The sequence below is a fragment of the Xylophilus sp. GW821-FHT01B05 genome, from assembly GCA_038961845.1.
Classification (GTDB): Bacteria; Pseudomonadota; Gammaproteobacteria; order Burkholderiales; family Burkholderiaceae_C; genus Xylophilus.
Genome location: CP152408.1, coordinates 3,660,653 through 3,684,031, shown reverse-complemented (window position 1 = coordinate 3,684,031; position 23,379 = coordinate 3,660,653). Strand labels below are relative to the sequence as shown.

The 23,379-nt window shown below is 65.4% G+C and carries 22 protein-coding genes; 7 read left to right on the top strand and 15 right to left on the bottom strand.

All coding sequences use genetic code 11. The annotated features are described in order from the left end of the window. The first annotated feature begins 178 nt into the window (after positions 1-178). Positions 179-319: a DUF3096 domain-containing protein gene (locus tag AAFF27_17150; GenBank protein ID XAH21743.1), complete on the top strand. Its 141-nt coding sequence runs from the start codon at positions 179-181 to the stop codon at positions 317-319. Here the strand turns inward: AAFF27_17150 and AAFF27_17145 are convergent. The 5 genes from AAFF27_17145 to gloB form a co-directional block, all read right to left on the bottom strand. Further along, positions 316-1,611 carry a cytochrome c gene (locus tag AAFF27_17145; GenBank protein ID XAH21742.1) on the bottom strand — a complete coding sequence of 432 codons (1,296 nt, stop codon included), beginning with the start codon at positions 1,609-1,611 and terminating at the stop codon, positions 316-318. The genes AAFF27_17150 and AAFF27_17145 overlap by 4 nt on opposite strands. 11 nt (positions 1,612-1,622) lie before the next feature. Continuing rightward, entirely contained in the window at positions 1,623-3,395 is a 1,773-nt protein-coding gene (locus AAFF27_17140; protein ID XAH21741.1) for a GMC family oxidoreductase, read from the bottom strand. Positions 3,396-3,405: 10 nt separating this feature from the next. Continuing rightward, on the bottom strand, positions 3,406-4,134 hold the full coding sequence (locus tag AAFF27_17135) for a gluconate 2-dehydrogenase subunit 3 family protein (GenBank protein ID XAH21740.1): 729 nt from the start codon (positions 4,132-4,134) through the stop codon (positions 3,406-3,408). A 145-nt stretch (positions 4,135-4,279) separates the two neighbouring features. Then, on the bottom strand, positions 4,280-5,815 hold the full coding sequence (locus AAFF27_17130; protein XAH21739.1) for a transglycosylase SLT domain-containing protein: 1,536 nt from the start codon (positions 5,813-5,815) through the stop codon (positions 4,280-4,282). Beyond that, positions 5,812-6,585: a hydroxyacylglutathione hydrolase gene (gene gloB, locus AAFF27_17125; GenBank protein XAH21738.1), complete on the bottom strand. Its 774-nt coding sequence runs from the start codon at positions 6,583-6,585 to the stop codon at positions 5,812-5,814. The genes AAFF27_17130 and gloB overlap by 4 nt, the downstream gene beginning before the upstream one ends. Between gloB and AAFF27_17120 the strand changes: the two genes are divergently transcribed. Next, a complete protein-coding gene (locus AAFF27_17120) occupies positions 6,584-7,375 on the top strand; it encodes a methyltransferase domain-containing protein (GenBank protein ID XAH21737.1) in 792 nt (263 codons plus the stop codon). The two genes, gloB and AAFF27_17120, sit on opposite strands and share 2 nt — an antisense overlap. 25 nt (positions 7,376-7,400) lie before the next feature. Continuing rightward, the gene (gene rnhA, locus AAFF27_17115) at positions 7,401-7,877 is read left to right on the top strand and encodes a ribonuclease HI (protein ID XAH21736.1); all 477 of its coding nucleotides are present in this window, start codon (positions 7,401-7,403) and stop codon (positions 7,875-7,877) included. Here rnhA and mobA read toward each other — a convergent pair. Next, positions 7,874-8,488: a molybdenum cofactor guanylyltransferase MobA gene (mobA, locus tag AAFF27_17110; protein ID XAH21735.1), complete on the bottom strand. Its 615-nt coding sequence runs from the start codon at positions 8,486-8,488 to the stop codon at positions 7,874-7,876. The genes rnhA and mobA overlap by 4 nt on opposite strands. 2 nt (positions 8,489-8,490) lie before the next feature. Then, complete coding sequence (moaA, locus tag AAFF27_17105; GenBank protein ID XAH21734.1) at positions 8,491-9,627, bottom strand: GTP 3',8-cyclase MoaA; 1,137 nt, start codon at positions 9,625-9,627, stop codon at positions 8,491-8,493. A gap of 218 nt (positions 9,628-9,845) precedes the next feature. Between moaA and AAFF27_17100 the strand changes: the two genes are divergently transcribed. Both AAFF27_17100 and AAFF27_17095 read left to right on the top strand, forming a co-directional pair. After that, complete coding sequence (locus AAFF27_17100; protein XAH21733.1) at positions 9,846-10,469, top strand: superoxide dismutase; 624 nt, start codon at positions 9,846-9,848, stop codon at positions 10,467-10,469. Positions 10,470-10,517: 48 nt separating this feature from the next. After that, complete coding sequence (locus AAFF27_17095; protein XAH21732.1) at positions 10,518-11,402, top strand: ZIP family metal transporter; 885 nt, start codon at positions 10,518-10,520, stop codon at positions 11,400-11,402. A 48-nt stretch (positions 11,403-11,450) separates the two neighbouring features. On the opposite strand, the gene AAFF27_17090 is transcribed toward AAFF27_17095, so the two are convergent. Beyond that, positions 11,451-12,884 (bottom strand): aldehyde dehydrogenase family protein, encoded by a 1,434-nt coding sequence (locus AAFF27_17090; GenBank protein ID XAH21731.1) that lies wholly within the window; start codon positions 12,882-12,884, stop codon positions 11,451-11,453. Positions 12,885-13,142: 258 nt separating this feature from the next. Between AAFF27_17090 and AAFF27_17085 the strand changes: the two genes are divergently transcribed. Beyond that, the gene (locus AAFF27_17085) at positions 13,143-13,370 is read left to right on the top strand and encodes a hypothetical protein (GenBank protein XAH21730.1); all 228 of its coding nucleotides are present in this window, start codon (positions 13,143-13,145) and stop codon (positions 13,368-13,370) included. 19 nt (positions 13,371-13,389) lie between these two features. Here AAFF27_17085 and AAFF27_17080 read toward each other — a convergent pair whose 3' ends face one another. The 6 genes from AAFF27_17080 to pilV are packed head-to-tail and all read right to left on the bottom strand — an operon-like array spanning position 13,390 to position 20,987. After that, positions 13,390-13,974, bottom strand: coding sequence for a GspH/FimT family pseudopilin (locus AAFF27_17080; GenBank protein XAH21729.1), 585 nt, complete (start codon positions 13,972-13,974; stop codon positions 13,390-13,392). Further along, positions 13,971-14,411, bottom strand: a complete 441-nt coding sequence (locus AAFF27_17075) for a type IV pilin protein (protein XAH21728.1) — start codon at positions 14,409-14,411, stop codon at positions 13,971-13,973. Before AAFF27_17075 ends, AAFF27_17080 begins: the two co-directional genes overlap by 4 nt. Next, positions 14,408-18,727, bottom strand: a complete 4,320-nt coding sequence (locus AAFF27_17070; GenBank protein ID XAH21727.1) for a PilC/PilY family type IV pilus protein — start codon at positions 18,725-18,727, stop codon at positions 14,408-14,410. The genes AAFF27_17075 and AAFF27_17070 overlap by 4 nt, the downstream gene beginning before the upstream one ends. A gap of 4 nt (positions 18,728-18,731) precedes the next feature. Further along, positions 18,732-19,391 (bottom strand): PilX N-terminal domain-containing pilus assembly protein, encoded by a 660-nt coding sequence (locus tag AAFF27_17065; GenBank protein ID XAH21726.1) that lies wholly within the window; start codon positions 19,389-19,391, stop codon positions 18,732-18,734. A gap of 1 nt (position 19,392) precedes the next feature. After that, positions 19,393-20,385 carry a PilW family protein gene (locus AAFF27_17060; GenBank protein XAH21725.1) on the bottom strand — a complete coding sequence of 331 codons (993 nt, stop codon included), beginning with the start codon at positions 20,383-20,385 and terminating at the stop codon, positions 19,393-19,395. Further along, complete coding sequence (pilV, locus tag AAFF27_17055; GenBank protein ID XAH21724.1) at positions 20,382-20,987, bottom strand: type IV pilus modification protein PilV; 606 nt, start codon at positions 20,985-20,987, stop codon at positions 20,382-20,384. The genes AAFF27_17060 and pilV overlap by 4 nt, the downstream gene beginning before the upstream one ends. A gap of 210 nt (positions 20,988-21,197) precedes the next feature. Here pilV and AAFF27_17050 point away from each other — a divergent pair, with 210 nt between their 5' ends. Next, positions 21,198-21,695 (top strand): GNAT family N-acetyltransferase, encoded by a 498-nt coding sequence (locus tag AAFF27_17050; protein XAH21723.1) that lies wholly within the window; start codon positions 21,198-21,200, stop codon positions 21,693-21,695. Positions 21,696-21,814: 119 nt separating this feature from the next. Here the strand turns inward: AAFF27_17050 and AAFF27_17045 are convergent, their stop codons facing one another. After that, positions 21,815-23,296: an IS66 family transposase gene (locus tag AAFF27_17045; protein ID XAH21722.1), complete on the bottom strand. Its 1,482-nt coding sequence runs from the start codon at positions 23,294-23,296 to the stop codon at positions 21,815-21,817. Positions 23,297-23,379: the final 83 nt, after the last annotated feature.

Sequence of the window (23,379 nt, the reverse complement as noted above, 5' to 3'; positions counted from 1 at the left end):
CGCCCCGCGACTGCTGCAATATTTATAGCTATATGCCCAGGTCCCGCCTGGGCTAGAGGCACTTTTTACCAATATTTTCCGGGCACCGGCAGTGCCCGGTTACATGGCCCGGGCGGCCGCGCCCTAAGGTGTCGTGTTATGCCGCACGCCTGCGGCGCACTCACTGCAAGGACTTGCCATGGTTTTAGGTTTCAGCATCGGCCCGGTGGTCTCTTTGATCGCCGGCATCCTCATCCTGGTCATGCCGCGCCTGCTGAATTACATCGTGGCGCTGTACCTGATCATCATGGGCCTGCTCGGGCTCTTCGGCACGCGCTAGCGCGAGGCGGTCGGGGTGGTCTTGGCCACCGCGCTGCGCACCTTGGCCACCTCTTGCGGCGTGACGGCGGCGGCCTTGTTGCCCCAGCTGCTGCGCACGAAGCTCAGCAGGTCGGCGACGTTGTCGTCGGTCAGGCGCCAGCCAAAGCCGGGCATGCCCAGCTCGGACGGCGCCTCGGTGGTGTAGGGCATGGCCGAGCCCTGCAGTACCAGCCGGATCAGCGAGGTGGGGTCTTTTGCCGCCACGGCGCTGTTGCGCGCCAGCGTGGGGAAGGTGCGCTGCGCGCCCTGGCCGTCGGAGCGGTGGCAGGCGCTGCAGTTGTTGAGGTAGACCAGCGCACCACGCTGCTCGACCTTGCCGTCGCGCAGAGCCATGGCCGTGGGGTCTGCTGCCGGGGCCACCGCGGCTGCAGGCGCCGCGCCGCTGCCACCCAGCGACTTGAGGTAGATGGCGATTGCGCCCAGGTCTTCCCGCGTCATGTACTGCGTGCTGTTGGTGACCACCTGCGCCATCGGCCCGAAGGCTGCGGTGTGGCCGGTGCGGCCGGTTTTCAGGTACTCGACGATGTCTTGCGGCGACCAGGTCGCCAGGCCGGGCTCGGCGGTATTGCGCAGCGGCTGGGCGTACCAGCCGTCGATCACGGCGCCTGACAGAAACGCGTCACCGTCCTTGTCGGTAGAGGCCTTCTCGGCCCCGGTGGCGCCGCGCGGCGTGTGGCAGGCGCTGCAGTGGCCCAGGCCCTGCACCAGGTAGGCGCCGCGGTTCCACTCGGCGCTTTGCGCGGCGTCCGGCGTATAGGGCTTGCCGGAGAGGTAGAGCAGGTTCCAGCCAGCCATCAGGCCGCGCATGCTGAAGGGCCAGCGCAGCGCGGTCTTGGCGTTGTCCTGCCTGGCCGGCTGCACGCCCTTCATGAAGTAGGCATAGAGCGCCTGCATGTCTTCGTCATTGAGCCGCGCGAAGTTGGTGTAGGGCATGGCCGGGTACAGGCGATGCCCATCCTTGGCCCGGCCTTCGCGCAGCACGCGGGTGAAGTCTTCTTGCGTGTAGCTGCCTATGCCTTGCTCGGTGTCAGGCGTGATGTTGGTCGAGACGATGGTGCCAAAGGGCGTGGCCATGGGCAGGCCGCCGGCAAAGGGTGCGCCCTGCGGTCGCGTGTGGCAGCTGATGCAGTCGCCGGCGCGGGCCAGGTATTCGCCGCGTATCACCTGTGGGTTGGCGGGCGCGGCATTCTGGGCCAGCGCAGGGGTCGCAGCAAAAGCCACAGCGGCCAGCAAGGGAAGCGAGATGTTCATCGTCGTCTCCTTTACGCCAGGGCGCCGGGGTTCTTCAGGTACTGCTCGCGTATCGCCTTGGCCGCCCAGTAGGCGAGGGCGCCAACCATGCCGGTCGGGTTGTAGCCAAAGTTTTGCGGGAAGGCGCTGGCGCCCATGACGAAGACATTGGGCACGTCCCACACCTGCAGGTAGCGGTTGACGGCGCTGGTGCTGCGGTCGGTGCCCATGGGCGCGCCGCCGGTGTTGTGGGTGGACTGGTAGACGCGCAGGTCGTAGTGGTCGCCGGGCTTCTTGAAACTGAGCTGGTACTGGCGCGGCCCCATGGCCTTGGCAATGCCCTCGACCTTGCTGCCGATGAACTGCGTCATGGCGATGTCGTTAGCCTTCCAGTCGAAGGTCATGCGCAGCAATGGCTGGCCGTAGACGTCCTTGTAGGTCGGGTCCAGGTCCAGGTAGTTGTCGCGGTAGGACATGACCGAGCCCTGGCTGCCCACGCCGGTGGTGTAGAGGTAGTTGTCCTTGATGGCGCGCTTCCAGCCCGCGCCCCAGGCGGGGGTGCCGGCGGGCACGCTCATCTGCTGGATCGGCCGGCCGCCGGTGGTGATGCAGTTGATGCTGGCACCACCGATGAAGCCGAGCGGGCCGTGGTCGAAGTTGTCGCCGTCGAAGTCGTCGATCACGCTGCCGCTGGCACCGGCGCCGACGAAGGGGTTCATCGGCTGGTCCTGGTTGAAGAACAGCGAGGCGCCGCCGTTGAGCTGGTAGGCGTAGTTGCGGCCGACCACGCCCTGGCCGGTGGCCGGGTCGTACTTCTGGCCGATGTCGGAGAGCAGCAGCAGGCGCACGTTGTGGAACTGGTAGGCGCACAGGATCACCAGATCGGCCGGCTGCTCCACCTCGTTGCCTTGGGCGTCGATGTAGGTCACGCCGGTGGCGCGCTTGCCGTCGGCCGCCATGTTCACGCGGATCACGTGCGAGCGGGTGCGCAGCTCGAAGTTGGGCCGGTGCATCAGCGTTGGCAGCAGCGTGGTCTGCGGCGAGGCCTTGGAATACATGTAGCAGCCAAAGCGCTCACAAAAGCCGCAGAAGTTGCAGGGCCCGAGCTGCGCGCCATGCGGGTTGGTATAGGCGCGCGAGGCATTGGCGGCAGCCTGCGGAAACGGGTGGTAGCCCAGTTCCCTCGTGGCCTTCTCGAACAGCAGGGCGCTGTTGATGGTGGCCAGCGGCGGCAGCGGGAATTCGCTGCTGCGCGCCCCCTCGAACGGGTTGCCGCCGGGCTGGATCTTGCCCAGCAGGTTGCCGGCCTTGCCGGAGATGCCGCAGACCTTCTCGAACTGGTCGAAGAAGGGCTCAAGCTCGTCGTAGCCCACGCCCCAGTCCTGCAGGTGCATGCCCCCGGGGATGAACTTCTTGCCGTAGCACTCTTCGTAGCGGCTGCGGATGCGCAGGTCGTCCGGCAGCGGGCGCCAGTGGTGGCCGTTCCAGTGCACGCCGGCACCGCCCACGCCATCGCCCGGCAGAAATGAGCCCAACTGCCGGTACGGCACGGCGACCTCGGCCGGCGTGTGGCGCACCGTGACCGTCTCTTTGGCCAGGTTCTGGAACAGCTTGCCGCGGATGCCGTAAGACAGCTCATCGGTGATGCGCGGGTAGGCAAAGTCGGGGTTGGTGTCGCGCATCTCGCCGCGCTCCAGGGCCAGCACCTTCAGGCCGGCGGCGGTGAGTTCCATGCCCATGATGGCGCCGGTCCAGCCAAAGCCGACCAGTACCGCATCGACGGCGGGCTTCTTTTGCGTTGCCATGCCGCGCTCCTCAGCCTTGCGGCCCGTTGATGCTGACGGGCGGCAGCGGGTAGCGCACGCCGGGGCGGCCGACCCAGTCGGCAAAGTCGGCGCGGGCACCGGGGAAGCCGATCATCTTCCACGAGCCGGCATTCTTGTTGCCGCCATGGATCGGGTCGCTCAGGTAGCCCTCCTTGGTGTTCTGCAGCAGAAAGCCGAAGAAGGTCTTGGCTGAGAGGTTGTCGAACTTCACCTCGCCGGACTCCAGGCCCTTCAGCACCTGGTCCTGCTGGCTGGCATCGAGCTGGGCGAAGGTCTTGCCGCTGAAAGTGTTCTTGCAGTAGGCGTCGCAGGCCTCGATGCCGGCGCGGTACACATCGCGCGGCGGCAGCTTGCCCTGGTAGCCAAACTCGGGCGGTGAATCGACGAAAGGACCCTGCATGTACCAGATCGCGGCGTGGCCGAAGCTGGCATCCATCTGGCGGTCTATGAACTCCGGCACGCCGGCCTCGATGGCGCCGGGCCCGGTGTCGTCGGCCGGGATCAGCCTTGCCACCGCAGCCTGGATGAAGGCCCATTCAGGCGCGTGAAAGAAGGCGGGGGAATAAGCGGCGGAAGGCACGGCCGACGCGCCGGCAGGTGGCGGTGCGGCGGAGGCCGGCGGTGTCTCTTGTGTGCAGGCGGCACCGCTCAGGGCTGCGACGGGCACGATGGCAATCGAATGGCGCAGGAAACCGCGCCGGGCGTTGTCGTGGGGCATGGCCGTTCCTTGTCGACGGCGTGGGACCGTCTGTTATGGCAGCGAGAAACCACGGCCATCGTAGGGACAGGAGCGGCGATAAGGCTGTGCGCCTTATCCGACAGGCAATGTCAGCGTTTGGCTTTTGCGGGGCACAAGGCCCGCATCAGCGGTGCTTCTTGGGCGCGGGCTTGGTGGTGGCCTTGGCGGCGGGGCGCGGGCTGCTGGCGGCGGTTTTCTTGGCGGTTGCAGCGTGGCCCGTGCGGCGCGCCGCCGGCGCGGCCGACGCCTTCTTGCCGACGGACACCGGCAGGTAGACCACCAGTTGCTCGCCCGAGCGGAAGGTGGTGCTGGACTTGACTTCGTTCCAGGTCGCGACGTCGGCGGGGGTGACGCGATAGCGCTGTGCCACGGTCGTGACCGTATCGCGCTTGCGGGCCTTCACCATGGTGCGGCGGGTGACGATCTCGGGCGCCAGCGCCAGGCGCCCGTTGTCGGCCACTTCGACCGCCACGTCTTGCTGCACCTTGGCCGAGCGTGGCACCACCAGCGCCGAGCCGGCCTTGATCAGCATACGTGGCGGAATATTGTTGAGCTGGCGCAGGTCGGCCACCGACATGCCAAAGCGCTCTGCGGCTGCGGCCACGGTCATGGTGCTGGGCGCGGTCCAGGCCGTCCAACTGGCGTATTGGCCGTCGGCATAGGCGTCCAGGTTGCGGCGGAACACGGCGGCGTTGTCCCAGGGCAGCAGGATCTGTGGCGTGCCAGAGGCAAAGATCACTGGCTGGTGCACCGAGGGGTTCAGCTCCTTGAAGTCTTTCAAATCCACATCGGCCAGCTTGGCGATGAGTGCCACGTCGATGTCGCGCGTGATCTCCACCGACTGGAAGTAGGGGTGGTCTTCGATCAGCGGCAGCTCGGCGTTGAAGGCCTCGGGGTGGGCCACGATGTTCTTCACCGCCTGCAGCTTGGGCACGTAGTAGCGTGTCTCGTTGGGCATGGAGATGTCGCTGTAGCCGGTGGGCAGGCCGAGCTTGGCGTTCTTGGCGATGGCGCGGCTCACGCTGCCTTCGCCCCAGTTGTAGGCCGCCAGCGCCAGTTGCCAGTCGCCGAACATGCCGTAGAGCCGTTGCAGGTAGTCGAGCGCGGCCCGGGTCGAGGCCAGCACGTCGCGTCGGTCGTCGCGGAACAGGTTCTGCTTCAACTGGTAGTCGCTGCCCGTGGCCGGCATGAACTGCCACATGCCTGCCGCCTTGGCGCTGGACACCGCCTGCGGGTTGAAGGCGCTCTCGATGAAGGGCAGCAGGGCGAGTTCGGTCGGCATGCCGCGGCGCTCCAGCTCTTCGACGATGTGGAACAGGTACTTGCGCGAGCGCTCGGTCATGCGCTGCATGTAGTCGGGCCGGGTGGCATACCACTGCTCGCGGTCGCGCACCAGGTCGTTGTCCAGATCCGGCATGGCAAAGCCGCGGCGGATGCGCTCCCACAGGTCCGCCGGCGCGGCGAGCTGGGCCACGTCATGGGGCTGGATCCTGCCCGTGGTGATCGGCTGCAGCGGGCCGGTCGGCACCACCGGCGTTCGGGAGGCGGTGGGCGGCGGGGACGATCCGGTCGCGGATCCCGCAGTCTGGGGGGAGGGGGCGGTGGCACAGCCGGTGAGGAACAGGGCCAGGGTCAGCCAGACGGCGGTAATCAGCTTCATCGGAATTCGTTCTTCCATTGACGCAGGACGGCAAAGATGCCGGCCTCGTCGTGGGGGGCAGAAGGCGCATGGCGACGCGCGGCCTGGGCGACGGCGTTGGTGCGGCTTCTGAGAAAGGGATTGACCTCGCGCTCGAGCGCGATGGTGGAGGGCAGCGTGGGCCGCCCTTCGGCACGCAGGCTTTGGCAGCTTGCGGCGTAGTCGGCCAGCGCCGCATTGCCGGGTTCTACGGCAAGGGCAAAGGCCAGGTTGGACAAGGTGTACTCATGGCCGCAGCACACGCGCGTATCGCCCGGCAGCGCGGCCAGCGCGTCGAGTGAGGCCAGCATCTGCGCCGGGGTGCCTTCAAACAGGCGGCCGCAGCCAGCGGAGAAAAGCGTGTCGCCGCAGAACAGCACAGGCGCACCGCCTGCATCGGCACACCAAAAGGCAATGTGCCCGGCGGTATGGCCGGGCACATCGATGACGTCAAAGCGCAAGCCCAGGGCCTCTGCCGTGCTGCCCTGCGACAGGCGCACGGCCGGCTCGGGTACGGCCTCGTGGGCGGGGCCATAGACCCGGGCGCCAGTGGCTTCGCGCAGTGCAGCGACGCCGCCGGTGTGATCATGGTGGTGGTGGGTGACTAGAATCGCGTCGAGTTGCAGGCCCTGGGCCTGCAGTGCCTCGAACACCGGCCCGGCTTCGCCTGGGTCGACCACCACGGCCCGCTGCCTTTCGTGCAGCATCCAGATGTAGTTGTCGGAAAAGGCGGGCAGCGGTTCCAAGGTCATGAGCGACGAAATTATAGGTTTGCACCCCTGGTTTGACACCCCTCCGGGACGTTACTTGCTGCAATGGGAGCAAGAATGCTTCGATCAGGCGGTAGCTGACCTGTTTGGCTACCACGGGGTACAACTGGGTTTGCCGTTGCTCGACGGCCTGCGGGCCAACCGCATGCCGCACCACTGGCAACTGGGCACCAACTGTGAAGCCGGGCCTGCGGGCGCCCCGGTGCAGGCCGCCCTGGTGGCGGATTCCACCGCCTTGCCTTTTGCCGCAGCCAGCCTGGATCTGCTGTTGCTACCGCATGCGTTGGAGACCAGCGCTGACCCGCATGCCACGCTGCGCGAGGTCGAGCGGGTGCTGGTGCCGGAGGGGCGCGTAGTCATCTGCGGGCTCAACCCGGTCAGCTTCTGGGGCCTGAAGCAGCGCCGCGCGCTGCTGGCCCAGCGCCTGGGCTTTGGCCGCCGCTACCTGCCGGATGCGGTGGATTTCATTGGCTACTGGCGCTTGCGCGACTGGCTGCGGCTGCTGTCCTTCGAGGTGGAGTCGGTACAGTTCGGCTGCTGGCGCCCGGCGGTGCGCAGCCAGCGCTGGCTGGACCGCTACGCCTGGATGGACCAGTTGGGCGACCGCTGGTGGCCGATCTTTGGTGCCGCGTACTTCGTCGTCGCGGTCAAGCGCGTGCATGGCATGCGCCTGATGGACCCCGGCTGGAAGACCGTGCCCGCGCGCACCGCTGCCACCCCCGCGTCGGTTGCAAGCCGTGGTCCCATGGCGCCGCCACCACCCCGTTTTTGACACATCTTTGCGAAAGTCTTCCCTTTTGAATCACGTTGATATCTACACCGACGGCGCCTGCAAGGGCAATCCTGGTCCTGGCGGCTGGGGCGCGCTGCTGAAGTCGGGCATGACCGAGCGGGAGCTTTTTGGGGGTGAGCGCTCCACCACCAACAACCGCATGGAGATGACGGCGGTGGTTGAGGCCTTGGCCGCCCTCAAGCGGCCCTGCGATGTCACGCTCTACATCGACAGCCAGTACGTGCTCAAGGGCATCACCGAATGGATCCATGGCTGGAAGGCGCGCGGCTGGCGCACTGCCAGCAAGGAGCCGGTGAAGAACGTCGATTTGTGGCAGCGCATTGATGCGCTGGTGCAGACCTCGGGCCACAAGATCGAATGGCGCTGGGTACGCGGCCACAACGGTGACCCGGGCAATGAGCGGGCCGACGCGCTGGCCAACCTGGGGGTAGACGTGGCGCTGGGCCGCATCCCGGCGCCTGCTGCGCCGCAGGCGGATTAACTAGCCGCTTCCAGCGCGGCCAGCTCTTCCAGCGTGTTGGCGTTGGCAAACGCCAGTGGGGCGTCTTGCGGCGGCCCAAAGGGCACCCGCACGGCTTCTTGCTGCGCGGCCCATTCCCCGACCTTGCGGCCGCCCCGGGCCAGGTAGTCCGCCAGTGCCGGCGCCAGCCGGGCGGCCATCAGGCAGAACACCGGTTGCAGGCGTGGCGTTGCGGTGGCGTCGGCGCGGGCTGCGACCACGGCCATGCCGTGCGGCGCGGCGGCGGCCAAGCGGGCCACCAGATCCAGCGGAAACAGCGGGCTGTCGCAGGGCACCGTGACCAGCCAGCCGGTGCGGCAGTGCTGCAATCCGGCGAGCATGCCGGCCAGCGGCCCGGCAAAGTCTGGCGCCGCGTCGGCCACCACCGGGTAGCCCCAGGTGGCGTAATCGGCCGCGTGCCGATTGGCGTTGACCAGCAACTGCCGGGTTTGTGGTGCCAGGCGCTGCAGCGCATGCAGGGCCAGCGGCTGGCCGCGAAAGGGCTGCAAGCCCTTGTCCATGCCGCCCATGCGGCTGCCGCGGCCACCGGCAAGCACCAGGCCGGTGATATCTGCCAAGGCAATGGCGGCCATGGCTAGCCGCCGATGTAGCTCATCTCGACCCGCCGGCCGGCGGCGGCAGTGTCGGGCGCTTGGGCTGCGCGCAACTCGGAGTAGCGGTCGCCGCGGCCCTGCCAGATGCCGGCGATGGCGGCAGCAATGTCGGCGTCTGCCGCGCCGCCGCGCAGCAAGGCCCGCAGGTCATGGCCCTGGCTGGCGAACAGGCACAGGTAGAGCTTGCCTTCGGTAGAGAGCCGGGCGCGGTTGCAGTCGTGGCAGAAAGCCTGCGTCACGCTGCTGATGACGCCGATCTCGCCCAGCTCTGGCGCGTGGTGGCCATGGGCGTCGGCATAGCCCCAACGCTGGGCGGTTTCGCCGGGCTGGGTCGCTTGCAGGGGCACTAGCGGCAGCTCGGCACGCAGTCGGTTGATCAGCTCGGCCGAGGGCAGCACCTCATCCAGCCGCCAGCCGTTGGTGGCGCCTACGTCCATGTATTCGATAAAGCGCAACACCACGCCGGTGCCACGAAAATGCCGCGCCATCGGCAGGATCTCTTGCTCGTTGGTGCCGCGCTTGACCACCATGTTGACCTTTACCGGGCCCAGGCCGGCGGCCAGCGCGGCGTCTATGCCGTGCAGTACGTCGGCCACAGGGAAGTCTGCGTCGTTCATGCGGCGGAACACCGCGTCGTCCAGCCCGTCGAGGCTGACCGTGACCCGCTGCAGGCCGGCGTCGCGCAGCGCACGCGCCTTGCGCGCCAGCAGCGAGCCATTGGTGGTGAGCGTGAGGTCGGCCGGCAAGCCATCGGGCGTGCGCAGCGCGGCGAGTTGCCCTACCAGCCGTTCCAGGTCCTTGCGCAGCAACGGCTCGCCGCCGGTGAGGCGGATCTTGTGCACGCCCTGCGCCACGAACAGCCGCGCCAGCCGGGTGACCTCTTCGAAGCTCAGCAGCGCCGCATGCGGCAGGTAGGGGTAGTCCTTGCCAAAGACTTCCTTGGGCATGCAGTAGCTGCAGCGGAAGTTGCAGCGGTCGGTCACGCTGATGCGCAGGTCACGCAGCGGGCGGCCGAGCTGGTCTTGCAGCAGCGTGCCGGGCGTGCCACGCGGCAGCAGGCCTGCGCGGCCGGGGCGCAGGTCCTGTAAGGCAACGGCATGCACGGTAGCGGTGGACATATCCCAATTGTGCAGGGAGCGGGGCGCAGGCTGTTACAGCCGCTGCATTGACCCCGCACCGGCGGCGGATGCGAGCGGGCACCGGGCCGCAGTTTGCGAGTCCAGCCTCCAGAAAGGACTTCAAAAGCATGTTAAAAGTCGAAGGTTCGCGGTATGGAGAACCCATCTGCCGTGCCGCGGGTGACAACCCTTCCCCACTCATCCATATGGAGTTTTCGATGGCCTATACGCTTCCCACCCTTCCCTATGCCTACGATGCACTGGAGCCGCATGTTGATGCGCAGACGATGGAGATCCACTACTCCAAGCACCACCAGGCCTACATCAACAACCTGATCGCTGCGGTCAAGGACACCCCCTACGACGGCAAGCCGGTTGAAGAACTGCTGGCATCCCTGGAGTCGCTGCCAGAAGGCATCCGCAATGCGGTGCGCAACAACGCCGGAGGCCATTACAACCACAGCCTGTTCTGGACCGTGATGGCACCCGCCACCGGCGCCAAGCCCGAAGGTGACCTGGCCAAGGCCATTGACAGCGACCTGGGCGGCTTCGACGCCTTCAAGGAAGCCTTCACCAAGGCCGCCATCAGCCGTTTCGGCAGCGGCTGGGCCTGGCTCAGCGTGGGCAAGAACGGCAAGCTGGCTGTGGAAAGCAGCGCCAACCAGGACAGCCCGCTGGTGCAAGGCGTGGGTTCTGGCAACACCGCGATCCTGGGCCTGGACGTGTGGGAACACGCGTACTACCTGAAGTACCAGAACCGCCGTCCCGAGTACATTGCTGCTTTCTTCAACGTGGTGAACTGGCCCGAAGTGGCTCGACGCTACGCCGCAGCAAAGGGCTGATCCCCACCGGTCTGTCTCGCTGCCGTAATCGCGTTTTCGGAGACATTCATGCCGTCATCCCGTTCCCGGGTGCAGTCGCTGAGCAAGCTGCCTGGATTGGTCCTTCTTGTTGCCGCCCTGCTGGTGCTGGCCGTGCAGGCCTGGCAGTTCATTGCGGCCAGCCAGGTCATAACCGATGCCTTCGTGGGCGGCATGGTGGCCGCGCTGGCGACAGCGCTGGGCACCTTGCCGGTGCTGTTCTCGCAGCGCCTGTCAGACCGCACGCAAGACACCTTGTTCGGCTTTGGCGCGGGTGTGATGCTGGCGGCCTGTGCGTTTTCGCTGATCATCCCGGGCATCGATGCGGCCAAGGTGTCGGGCTACGGCCCCTGGGGCGCGGGCGGCGTGATTGGCACTTCGATCCTGATCGGCGGCGCCATGCTCTTGCTGATGGAGCGGCTGGTGCCACACGAACACTTCATCAAGGGCGTTGAAGGCCAGAGCACGCGCACGCTGCGCCGCACCTGGCTGTTCGTCTTTGCCATTGCCTTGCACAACTTGCCGGAAGGCCTGGCGATCGGTGTCGGCTTTGCCGGCAACGATCCCATGCGTGCCAGTGCGCTGGCCACCGGCATAGCCATTCAGGATGTGCCCGAGGGACTGGTGGTGGCCGTGGCCCTGCTGGCCGCGGGCTATAGCCGCAAGCTTTCCGTCGGGCTGGGCATGGCCTCTGGCCTGGTCGAGCCCGTGGGCGCGGTGCTGGGTGCGGCCATCATCGAATACTCCACCGGCCTGCTGCCCTGGGGCCTGGGCTTTGCGGCCGGCGCCATGCTGTTCGTGATCAGCCACGAGATCATTCCCGAATCCCATCGTAAGGGCCACGAGGCCTGGGCGACGGGCGGGCTGATGGTCGGCTTTGTGCTGATGATGCTGCTGGATACTGCGCTGGGCTGATGCCTTGGCGCTGAATGCAAAAGCCGCCTTCTCAGGCGGCTTTTGTTTTTAGCCGTGGCGGATGGCCACGGTCTTCAGGGCGGTAAAGCCGTACAGCGCCTCAAAGCCTTTTTCACGGCCATAGCCGGACGACTTCACGCCGCCAAAAGGCAGCTCCACGCCGCCGCCGGCGCCGTAGTTGTTGATGAAGACCTGGCCGCTCTTGATGCGCTTGGCCATGCGGAACTGGCGCGCGCCGTCGCGCGTCCAGACGCCTGCCACCAGGCCAAAGGCCGTGCCGTTGGCGAGCTGCACGGCATGGTCCTCGTCGCGGAAGGACATGGCGGCCAGCACCGGGCCAAAGACTTCTTCCTGCGCCAGGCGGTGGTTGGGCGGCACGTCGCGCAGCAGGGTAGGGGCTTGGTAGTAGCCGGTCTCTGGCGCCTCGTCCACGACCGTGCCTTGCGCCACCATGGGGATGCCGGCCACTTGCGCGTCAGACAAAAAATCCCAGACCCGCTGCTGCTGCGTCTGGCGGATCAGCGGGCCAACGTCCAGGTCCATCGCCGCCGGGCCCACGCGCAGCGCCTCGAAGGCCTTGCCCAGGCGCTCCAGCAGGGGTTCGTAGATGGATTGCTCCACCAGCAGGCGCGAGCCGGCCGAGCAGGTCTGCCCGGCGTTCTGCACGATGGCGTTGACCAGTGTCGGGATGGCCGCGTCCAGGTCGGCGTCGGCAAAGACGATCTGCGGGCTCTTGCCGCCCAGCTCCAACGTCACCGGGCAGTGGCGCTCGGCGGCGACCTGCTGTATCAGCGTGCCCACTTTGGGGCTGCCGGTGAAGCTGATGTGGTCTATGCCCTCGTGCCGCGCCAGCGCGTCGCCCACCTCATGGCCGTAGCCGGTGACGATGTTGATCGCACCGGCCGGGAAGCCGACCTCAGCCGCCAGTTGCGCCACACGGATCAGCGACAGGCAGGCGTCTTCCGAAGGCTTGACCACGCACACATTGCCCGCCGCCAGTGCGCCGCCGACGCTGCGGCCGAAGATCTGCATCGGGTAGTTCCAGGGGATCACGTGGCCGGTCACGCCGTGCGGCTCGCGCCAGGTGAAGACGCTGTAGCCGTTCTGGTAGGGCAGGGTCTCGCCATGCAGCTTGTCGCAGGCGCCGGCGTAGAACTCGAAGTAGCGGGCCAGTGCCTGCGCGTCGGCGCGGGCCTGGCGCGTGGGCTTGCCACAGTCGCGCTGCTCGATGGCGGTGAGCTCGTCGGCATGGGCGGCAACCGCCTCGGCCAGCGCCATCAGCAAGCGGCCGCGTTCGGCAGCAGAGATGCGGCTCCAGACCGCGTCATAGCACTGGCGCGCGGCCTGTACCGCGCTGTCGATGTCCTGCGCGTCGCCGCGCTGGATCTCATCAAAGGGCTGGCCGTCGGACGGATCAATAACCGGCAGCGTGCGGCCGGAGGACGAGGGCAGGGCGGCGTTGGCGATGAAGTGGTATTGCATGCGCTGCATTGTGCAGGGCCCGGGACCTGGACGCGGAAGGTATCCGCCAGCGCAGTCGCATAAACCTCGGGGGGCCTTCGGCATCGGTCTGCACGCGGCTACAAAGGCCGACTTGCGCCAGGCCCTCGCCGGCGATATGGCCTGCGCGCGGCAAAGGCTCGCTCGGCACCAGCTACTTGCTCGACCTGAGGTAGGCAACGCCCTCATCCCCGCTGCTGCGCCTACACCTGCCATCCGGCGGCGCGCCTGAAGAACGTGGTGACCGTGATCGGCCAGTGCCTGGCCTGGGGCCAACTGCGCAGCAGCGGCCGCAGCGGCTCAGCCATAGCCGACGAGCTGATCGACTTCGGCGCCCGCCAGAAATGGCGCGCCAAGCTGATCGGTATCACCCGGCACTGCGCGGCCGAGGTGGAGGCAGAGGCCGAGGCAGACTGGGGGACTTTCTCCGAGGCCCATGACGATGGGGTGTTTGTAGGGGCCGTGTGAGGGCCGCTTGCGGCAGGCGTCAGTTTTCCTTGGTATCCGTGCAATTGGCGTCAGTGCTTTTGACCGGCTTGCAAACACGCACGCGGCCTGTGACGGCAACCTTGATACGTCGGGTTTGGTTGAGAAGCTCGGAGGCATCCGTGATGTCATTGCGCGTTAAGTTCAGCGTAACCCCACCGAGTCCGCCTGCCTTCTCGCGGGCATAGCCTGATCCGTTGAAAAGCACATAAGGGTTGGCGCCACTGGCTACACCGACACCTTGGAGAGAAAAGTAGGAAGGCAGTGCACCCCGCGTTGCCACAAGAATGTCGTCGTCGCTGAAGCTGTTGTCGCGGTCCGTATCCACGAACACCCTCCAGCCGCTCTCCCAGCTACTCCCGTCCAACGGAACCACCAGGGCATTCAGGTTGCGCTTCATGGCTTCTGACCGGGCTGTGTTCATGCCGGCCAAGAGCGCGTTGGCGGCAGAGGTCAGCTCAGAGTTGCGTTTGAAGCTGAGAAAACTCGGAATGCTGACCAGCATCAAGATCACTGCAATGGCGATGGTCACCATCAGCTCGATCAGGGTGAAGCCGTGGTGGGCGGGCGCGAGTCGGCGTGTCATGGCCAGCACAAGGCGGGTTGACTATCCTTGGCTGTCCCATCACAGCCCTTGACCCCGGTGCTTTGCAACCAGAGCTTGCCGGCAGCGGCATCGCTTAGGGCCGGCTCGGCCCATAGCTTGACGCAGTCGCGAAGATCTCCGCCGTCTGTGCACGCCTCTGCGCGCAGTTGGTACTTTGCATCGCCTGACTGGCCACCGGAGAACACCTTGAACGGGGTGTCGCTGGCGTTCTTCGCAAAGGACAGGTAGCGCCCGTTCTGGGTCATGTAGCGCTCTTGTTGCTGAAGCAGCTCTTGCAAGGCGGCCCGGCCCTCCGCGCGCCGGCCCTTCAGTATGGAGTCCTTGTAGGACGGATAGGCGATCGCCGCAAGAATGCCGATGATGGCCACGACGATCATGACTTCGATCAAGGTGAACCCAGAGCTTGCTTTCTTCATGGCGATTTCTTCAGTTCGTAATAGTTGTTGATCTGGCGCCAGCTCAGGCGGCCGATCAGGTAGGAGTCAGTCACGACGTCCGACACCATCGTGCCGCCAGAGCCTGGGACGACTGCTGCCCGCTTGATGGTCTTGACCGCGCGCCCCGTGCTGTCACGCTCGCCGATCGTAGGCTCTCCTACATCAACGAAGGTCGGCGGGCCCAGCAGCCCGACGGTCGAGGCCCTGTATGTGCCGTTGCCCGTGGCGACATTGATGGTGTAGTAGCCCCCTGTGCCTTGACCGCAGGCATCGGTGGCGGCGTCCGGCGGGATCACACTGGACAACGCAAGGTTGCTGCCGGAGTTATCGGCGGCACTGATTTGCCTTTCGCCGGCCTGAGGGAAGTCGAAGTACCAGCCAGATCGCTGGGTTGCATCAGCATCGGTCTTGGCGCGACCATACGTAAAGCTTGGTGTCGAGACCACACCGCTTGCACTCACCGTTGACTTCTGCAGCCGTGCCCTGCCACTGATGGCACTTGCACCGACGGATGATGAGTCGGCTTTCATGTAGTCGTCATCCCATAGCGCATACACCGACTGCACCTGCGTGTTCGCATTCACTTGGTTGTCTGAGCTCTCCAGGTACTTCCCCGTGCCGAATATGACCACCGTGGATCTGGACGGTGCCGAGATCAGAATGGGCTTCATGGAAATGGGCTGGGGGATGCCACCTGCATCTTTGGCAATGAATAGCGGAACCGCCTTGAGCGTGGAGCCGCCTTTGAATGCAGACAAGATGAGCATGTCCCACTTGCTGGTGCCTTCGGCCTTGGTGAAGTCGAGCTTCCACAGGTTGCCATGCAGATCGCCTGCGTAGAGCTGCAGCACTTCGCCCTCGGCATTGCCTTTGGCTTCGAAGTTGAGCGCGCCCGTGGCGCGATTCTTGGCCACTGCTGCATCGATTGGCAGAGGGAACTTGAAGTAATTTTTCCCCTCGGCCCACGGCGTGTTGGCGCCCTTGCTCAGGTCCAGCATGAAGATGGCGGGAGCGCCGGTTTCGCTGAAGTTCCCGTCATTGGCGTAGTTGTTGACGCCACTGGTAAATACCGCGAAGTGCTTGGACGTGGCCTTGTCTTTCCATGGGGTGGTGCGGAACCGCATGATCTGCGGCTGTCCCACGACATTGCCCAGGTCTTTGTCGTCCTTGTCCGTGAATTCCCACAGCACTTTGTCGGCATCAAACGCTTCCGGGTCTGACACGTCCAGCGCAAAAACGCCTTGGCCACCGGCGCCTGTGGCGCCTACCAGCACGGTTTTCCAGGCGTCGCCTACCAAGGCCTCTCTCACGTCCGAGGAGCCGTCTACATAGCTCTGGTGGCCACTGGTGTTGTAGTTGACGTTGGTAAGGTAGGACAGCCGGCTGCCCACCCAGCTTGGGATGTAGGCAAAAAGTTCTTCACCCGTAGCGGCGCTGAATGCATGCAGCATGCCGTCATTGGCGCCGACGAAAAGTGCCTTCGACCGGCTCAGCTTACTTTTGTAGAAATCAGCGTAGCTCGCGTCATAGATGGAGCGCGTGGGCGCGCCGGAGTAAACCAAGGCAGAGTTGACGATGTCCCCCAGCACCGATCCGCGCTTGCGGAAAACGCCGCCGCTTTCCTGGGACCTGTCGCCCCGCAGGTAATTCAAGCGGAGTTCGCCCCGGCCATCCGAGCCAAGGGCGGGCGTGGGCTTGTCCAAGGCATTCTTGAGCGATGTCTCAATGGCATCCCACTTGAAGGGTGTCGCCAGCGTGGCGCTCTCGGGTGACGACATGCCGACATAAATCTTGCGGTCTGCCGGCGCCTTGTTGTTGAGCAATGCACCGGCACGCCATGCGGCCGAGGCGGTATCGCCCACCGACACGATGTCGGTCGTGTTGCTTGTAAGGGGGAGGGCCAGCACGTCGCCGCTCCAGTCCGCTGGGTCAAAGCGGGCGCGGTAGGTGTAGCCAGTGGCGTCCGGGGTGATGCGCGAGGTGGAGACAACGCCGCCCGCAATGCTGCTGCCTTCTGCTGCGATGCTCACGAAAATGTTGTCGAGCGCCTGCAGCACGGCTTCGGCGTTGCTGGAGAGGAAGTAACTCTTGGCCTCGCCGGGATCGTCTGGCTTTTCCCAGTTGGTATTGTCGAGTACGCCTGCCTTGTTCAGGTACGGGTTGCCTTTGCCGGAGGCATCCTTGAAGCCGCCATACTTGGCCGTCAGGAAGAACTGGGTCTGGCGCCGGGTATTTTTTACGCTGTCTCTCCCGTTCTCATTCACGTCCAGCACATAGGTGGACACCCGCATGCCGGGGCGGCGTTTGGTGGCCTCGCTCCAGTCGGTGCCACGAATGTCATGGGTGTTGGCCCAATAGGCCATGCCGGCCATGTAGTAGGCGGCGTCGGAGGCGCCCGTGGAGGCCGTGTCAATGTTGGCTAGCCCCGATCTTGTGGCGCGTTCACCCGTGCTTCCATTGGGGTTGGAGGTCGTTTGTGCTTTGCCTGAGCCATCGATGTAGTTCACAGCGGTGCCCGCTTCAAAGGCGCCGACAACCTTGGTCCAGGCAACAAAGTTGGGCTCATTGCCGCTGAGGTTCGCGGCGCGGACGAAGTCGCTGTTGGTGGTCCTGGTATTTCCCGGAATGGATTTGTCGTTGTGCGTGTTGACGTCGCCAATGACCAGGATGTTGTTCTTCAGGCACGCATAGTTCCTGCTGCTGTCGCCGCCTGCATGGGGATCGGTCCAAGAGCCGGGGAGCGAAGATGGGAACACCGGGAAGCCCTGCTTCATATCACCTGTCATGTTGACCAGGGCCTGCTCCGTGGGCGGCAGGCCTTGCAGGTAGCGCAGCGACTCGTAGTACAGCTCGCCTACCGGGTCGAGGGTCTTGTAGCGGCCAAAGGTGTCGCCGGTGCGCCCGAACTGGTTGAGATAGTTGATGACCCCGCTCTTGCCCTCGGCCTGCGCGTCCGGGTTGGCAATGAAGATGCCGGTGTTTTCGTTCCACTCGATCTGGGCGTTGCTGCCAGAGATCAGGTTGCCGCTGCTGTCGAAGCTCTTGGGGCCCACGTACTTCATGGGGGCCCGCAGCACCCCGCCGTAGCGGGAGTTTTGATCGTCCATCAGGTAGCCGAAGGCCGCTACGCGGATGCGGTCGCTGAACTTCTGCATATTGCCCACAGGCTTGTAGTTGCCCTGGGGGTAGCGCAGGCAGTAGCTGGCGCGCGGGTCTTGCAGTGCGCCAGAGGTATCGGTCTGGCAGACCTGCACGCGTGAATAGAAGAAGCTGTCACTGCTCAGCCATGTACCGGTTACCGCGGGTGGCCAGTTGCTGGTGTCGCTCCGGCGATAGCAGGACTTGCCTGTGCCGGGGGCAGGGTCGGGGCCCATGGCCGTGTTGTTGCAGGCAACGGAGTTGCCTGTGATTTCCTTGGTAATCCAGCCCGCTGCGGCGCCGTAGGCAACCAACCACTTGCCCGTGCTGCCGGGAGGCCGGTTGCAAGTCGCGTTTTCATTGGCGCAAGACGTAAACCCGGACCCTGCCACGGTTGGATCACCGTTGGCGGCCGGTTTGGTCCCGAGGTTGGCGTTCAGGCCGGGCTTGTCGCAACTGCCAGTCGCTGCTGTACCGAAATGGACGCGGTTGAGACAGTTGGCAACGAAGATATCGCCGCTATAAAGCGCGCCAGTGGCGCCGCGACGCAGAGCGTCTGGAACGGCACCAGCCGCCAGCGCGGCTTTCAATTGCTTGGATGGGAAGTTGTTGTTGTTCCAGAAGCCTCCCGCAGTCACGGGCAATACAGCCCGCTGCAGCACGGTCATCGTCGCGGTATCGACCACGCGGTCGCCCCCGGTGAGCCCCAGGCGCAAGACATCCACCGCAGAGCTGGTCGCCCAGTTCATGAAGTTGCCACTGAAGCCCGCACCTCCGCAGGTGCGCCCAGTGGCTGCGCCCAGGCGGTCAAAGCGGCGCAGGCTGGCGTCCGCGTCGTCGACATACTGGTAGCAGCTTTCCGTATCAAAGTAGCCGACGTACTTGGTGCCGGGCGCATAGGTGGCGTCGACGTTGGCATTGGGTTGGTCGACGTATTGGGCCCCGACCGTCGGGTACTCGACTGACAGCGCCAGCACCAGGGTCGGCTTGTCGTTGGCGCCTTTTGCAAAAAGGGGCTCTGCCGAAAGATCTATGAGCGGGATATCAGGCGGTGCTCCATCGCCAAGAGCAATAAACGAGATTGCTGCCAGTGCCGGTAAGGCGCATGCAATGATCGGACGGACTTTGAGGCGTGAAAAACGGCGTATCTGTTGCATGTCATTAGTCCTTGCGATAGAGCATTTGCATCACGGACTGGATATCGGGACGCGGGCCAAAGCCCATGGCGGTCACCCGGTAGATCAGCGGCTTGGCTGATCGATTGATCCCCTGGTTGCCGTACACCTCCGGGTCATCCAGCACCTCGGTCAGGTAGCGCGGTTTGCGCGAGGGTTTCACGCTGGCGATGGCGGTGTTGCTGGACTCGCCAGCGTCGAAGCTGCGCTTGCTGAAGGTGCCAAATTCAACCGCTGGGGAGCCGCTGCCGGTGAAGTCCGCCGTCAGCCACACGGGGGTGCCGCTGGTGGCCGGCAGGCACAAGCCCTGGCTGGTGCCGCTGTCGGCGCCGCCGCAGCCTTCAATGAAGCCCATGCGGTTGCCCGGTGCGAAGAGGGCGCTGCGCGCTGCGGTGGCGCCGTCGCTGCCGGAGATATCGAATTCAGCGTCCATCAGGGCTGCGTCGGCGGCTTGCCATGCTAGTTGGTAGTCGCGGTCGTTGCGTGCGCCGCGTTCGCCCATGAGTGCGATCTGGGCCGCGCCGACTCCAAGAATGGAGACGATCACGAGGATCATGAGCACCGTCACCAAGGTTGCGCCGCGTTGCTTGTTGGCGTAGCGCCCGGCAGGGCCAGCCTGCGACAGAGAGTGGGGTGGTTGCGCCATCTCACATTTCCTGCGGGTTGGGGAGGTAGACGGTGAATGTCAGTGCCTGGCGCAGCCGGCCGTCCGCCGGCGCTACGAACTTGGAGCCGACGTCTGCTGTGCTCCAGAGGCCCGCGCCCAGAGGGTAGTAGTCCATGGTCTTTCTCTCGAGTGCGGAGCCGACGGGGCCTCGGACCACCAGGCCAATGCGGATGGAGCGTACCCTCAGCCAGTTGGCCCGCGTGGCCTCGGGGTTGCTTGCGACCACCATCTGGTCTGCGCGCAGGTAGCGATCTGCCACCGTATCGGGCTTGCTGCCCGCAGCGGCATTGGGGCTGACGTCGTCTACGCCGTACAGCACCTGGAAGCTTTCCACGCCCTGTACCAGGGGTTGCGCTGTTTTTGCACCGTAATCGCACATGAGGGCCGGCTCGCCCTGGCTTTCCGCAACGTAGAAGGTATTGACAAGCCGGTCTGCGGAATTGAGGGCGGTCATGTCGTCGGTCGTGCCCGCACAGCTGATCATGGAGCGATCGGCGTCGGAGGCGCCAGGCGTGTAGTCGCTTTTGGCGCTGGTCTGGAAGCGCACGATCAGGATGTCGCTACCGTTTGCGCATGCCGTACCGCTGGATGCGCTACAGCCGCTGCGACTGCCATTGGTGGGGTTGGTAATTAAGGCGTTATTGAAGCCGCTGACATGCGCCGGCTCCGTCGCAGTTGCCATGCCTGCGTATTTGAAATCCGATGCGCGGGTGGTGGCGGCGTAGGGGACGTCACGGTAGCCGGCCTGCTGCGCGATGCGCTGTATTACGTCTGAGGCAAAGCGCGCGTTGTCCCGCAATTGCGAGGCCGCATCGACGGACGTGAAGCCTTGCCGCGCCACTACGAGTGCGCCTACCGTCGCCATGATCACCAGCAGGCTGAGGGTCATGGCGACCAGCAGTTCGACCAAGGTGAGGCCGCGCTGGCGCGATTTGCGCGTACGTGGCCCCAGAGTGTTGCGGGCGCGCGTCATGATGTGTGCCCGGCCGTGAGCGGCAGTACCACCGAAGGCCGCGTGGCCTGGTCCAGTACCTCGGCGGTGGTGGTCGATGCATTGTTGAAGCGGCGTTGCGTCCATCCGATCTTGACGGTGGCGATTCCGCCTGTGTCGCTGCAGTCCCATTGGGGCAGGCCATCGCCGGCATAAGGGGTGGCGTCGAAGCACACCTTGACGCGGGCTCCGGGCAATTCCTGGTCGACGCGGCTCAGCCAATCGTCAACCTCCCAGGCCGCGACTTTGGCCTGGCTGTCGGATGGCACGCTGGTTTGGCAGGCGGCACTGGTAAAGCAATTGGCGGCAGGGGCGGTACGTGTTCCGCCTGAGTAGTCGACCAAGTACGGGTTTTTACTTGCATCGATCTGCGTGGCGATGGCCGGATTGCCCCGCATCAACTGGGCCAGCTCCTTGGCCAGCCGCACCGATGCGGATTGCTGGCGGGTCTCACGGGTGGCCTGGAGCGATGACGCCTGCAGCCCGACCATGCCCAGCACGCCGAACGACAGAATTACGATGGACACCAGTACTTCGATCAGGGTAAAGCCGTGGGCGCGGCGATGGAGTCTGTGACTGGCCATCAGGGGCTCCTGGAATATGGGAATCATGGGTCTGGAATAATCCGAATTGTCCCCAGGCCCTTGGCCTGCCGGTTGCCGCCGATCCCAGTTGGGTCACCGTTCGGCGGCTGGACGTGTCCCGCGCGACCTGTCCTTGCCCGCCAGCGGCACGTTCCTTTCCTGTGTCTACAGCCACTGTGGCTGTCTATCTGAACTTTTTCGTTGTTCTTCATGCTTCCTTCCCTGTCTGTCTCCGTCCGCCCCGCCGAACTCCGTGATGCCGCCGCCGTGGCTGCCATCCACCATCTGTATGCCGGCTCTGCCGATGTGGCGGTGACGCCCCGCCAGGTCACCTTCTGGCGCGAGGCGATCGAATATGGCGAGCCGCAGGTGCATGTGGCGCTGGAGGGCGACCGGATCATTGGCTTTGTCGGCTTTGACCGTTCGCGCGATCCCAAATCCAAGCAGACCATGGGCGAGATCTGGGCGCTGTATGTGCTGCCTTCGCACGTGGGTCTGGGCATGGGCGTGGCCTTGTGGGATGCCGCGCGCGAGGGCCTGGAGGAAGAGGGCTGCACCAGCGCCACGGTCTGGGTGATGCTGCGCGATGAGCGTGCGCTGCGCTTCTTCGAACTGGCCGGTTTCAAGCGCGAGATGACCACGCTGCGTACGGCGCTGGTGGGGGCCGAGCGGGTGGAAGAAGTCCGGCTCAAGCGCGGCGTGGTTTGAGTAAATTCGTAACTACTCAGCCCCCTGAGGGCAGAGGTGGTCGAAGCCTGGGGCCTACGTACAGCGGCAGGCCCGCCGAACGGTGCAGGGCGAGCGCAGGCAACCGAACAGCATCGCCCCTACAGCACAGGCTGCCTGGTGTTCCCCGAGAAGACACTGATGAGGCAGTCAAAGAGGCAGGCGCGCTGCTTGCGCATAGTGGCCAGATAGGAGCGCAGGGTAAAGAAGGTATCGGCCCCCTCCCGCGTGCGAAAGCAGCCCGAGACCTTCTGTCGGACCTTGGACATGCGCAGGGCCTGCTCGGCCAGGTTGTTGGTAAAAGGCACGTCCGCATCGGTCATGAAGCGCCAGACCTCGCGGCGGTGCACGCGCAGGCGCTTGAGCAGATTGAACGCCTTGCTCTGCTGGTGGCGGCCCTGTCTGTTGCGGGGCGCCCCCGAGGGCAAGACCTCCGGGTGCAGCCGCTCCCCGCGCTGCAGCAACTGTTCCCACTGCGCTTCGAACCAGGCCTGGCGCTCCAGCGGAAGTGGTGAGTCTGCTTGCGCCACCTCGCGCTGCGCCTGCAGCAGCAGCTCCATCATCTCGCGCGCCCAGCCATCCCAGATCCTCTCGCCCATCTGCTCGTGCACGAAGGTCAGCTCCCGCAGGTGGTGCGCATTGCACAGGCTGTGCGTGCAGTCCAGCCCCTTGTAGCTGGCCAGCCCGTCGTGCACCAGCGTGCCCCGCACGCCGGGCAGGATGCCCAGGGCTTCGAAGGCTGCGCTGCCACGCTTGGCATGCAGCCCCAGCCACGTCAGCGAGGCCGTGACGGCGCAGTGCAACCAGGCCAGGGTGCCCTTGACCCGGATACCGGTCTCATCGGCGTGCACAACGGGGGCGCCTTGTACGGCCTGCCCGATGGCCGCTACCGTGGGCGCCAGGGTCTGGGCCGCCTGGTGGCAGAAGGCCAGCACGCTGGCTTGGGACAGGGGCAGGCCAAAGGCGTCGCGCAGGAGCTCGCAGGTGCGCTGCAGGGGCACCAGGTGGTGCTGGTTCAAATGCACGGCCAGGGCCTTGGCCCGGGGGCCGTATTGCGTGGGAGCGCTGATGCCCTCGGGGAAGCTGCCTTGGTGCACGGCCCCGCAGCGGCAGGTGGAGCGGATCAGTTGGTGTTCGATGACCTGGGCGCGCAGCGCCGGGAGTTCGAAGACCTGGCGCTGGGCGATGACCTCGTGCTGGGCCAGCAACTCCTGGCAGGCGTTGCAGCGGGGGGCACTCTGGTGGGTGATGACCTGGTCGACTTCGGCGCTCTGGCGCAGCGTGTGGCCGCCGTGGCCCTTCTGGCCGCCTAGAGGGCGCTGGCCGCTGGGGCGCAGGGACTTCGGGGCGGGTTTGGCCAGGCCATCGCTGGAGGGCGGCTTGCTGGAGTTGCGGCTGTTGAGGGCCAGCCGGGCTTCGAGCTCGGTGATGCGCGCTTGCATCACTGCGAGCTGGGCGGTGAGCGATTGCACCTGCCCCAGCAGCGGCCACAGCATCCTGATCAGTTCGTCCTTCTGCGCGTGGCTCAGCGTGCTGAGATCGGGCAACGCTGGGAGGTCGGGCTGGCTCGGGTGGCTGGGCATTGCCGCTATTGTCTATTAGCGAATCCGGGGACCTGAGTAGTTACGGGGAATTTGAGTAAAAAGTGCCTTTAGCCCAGTCGTAG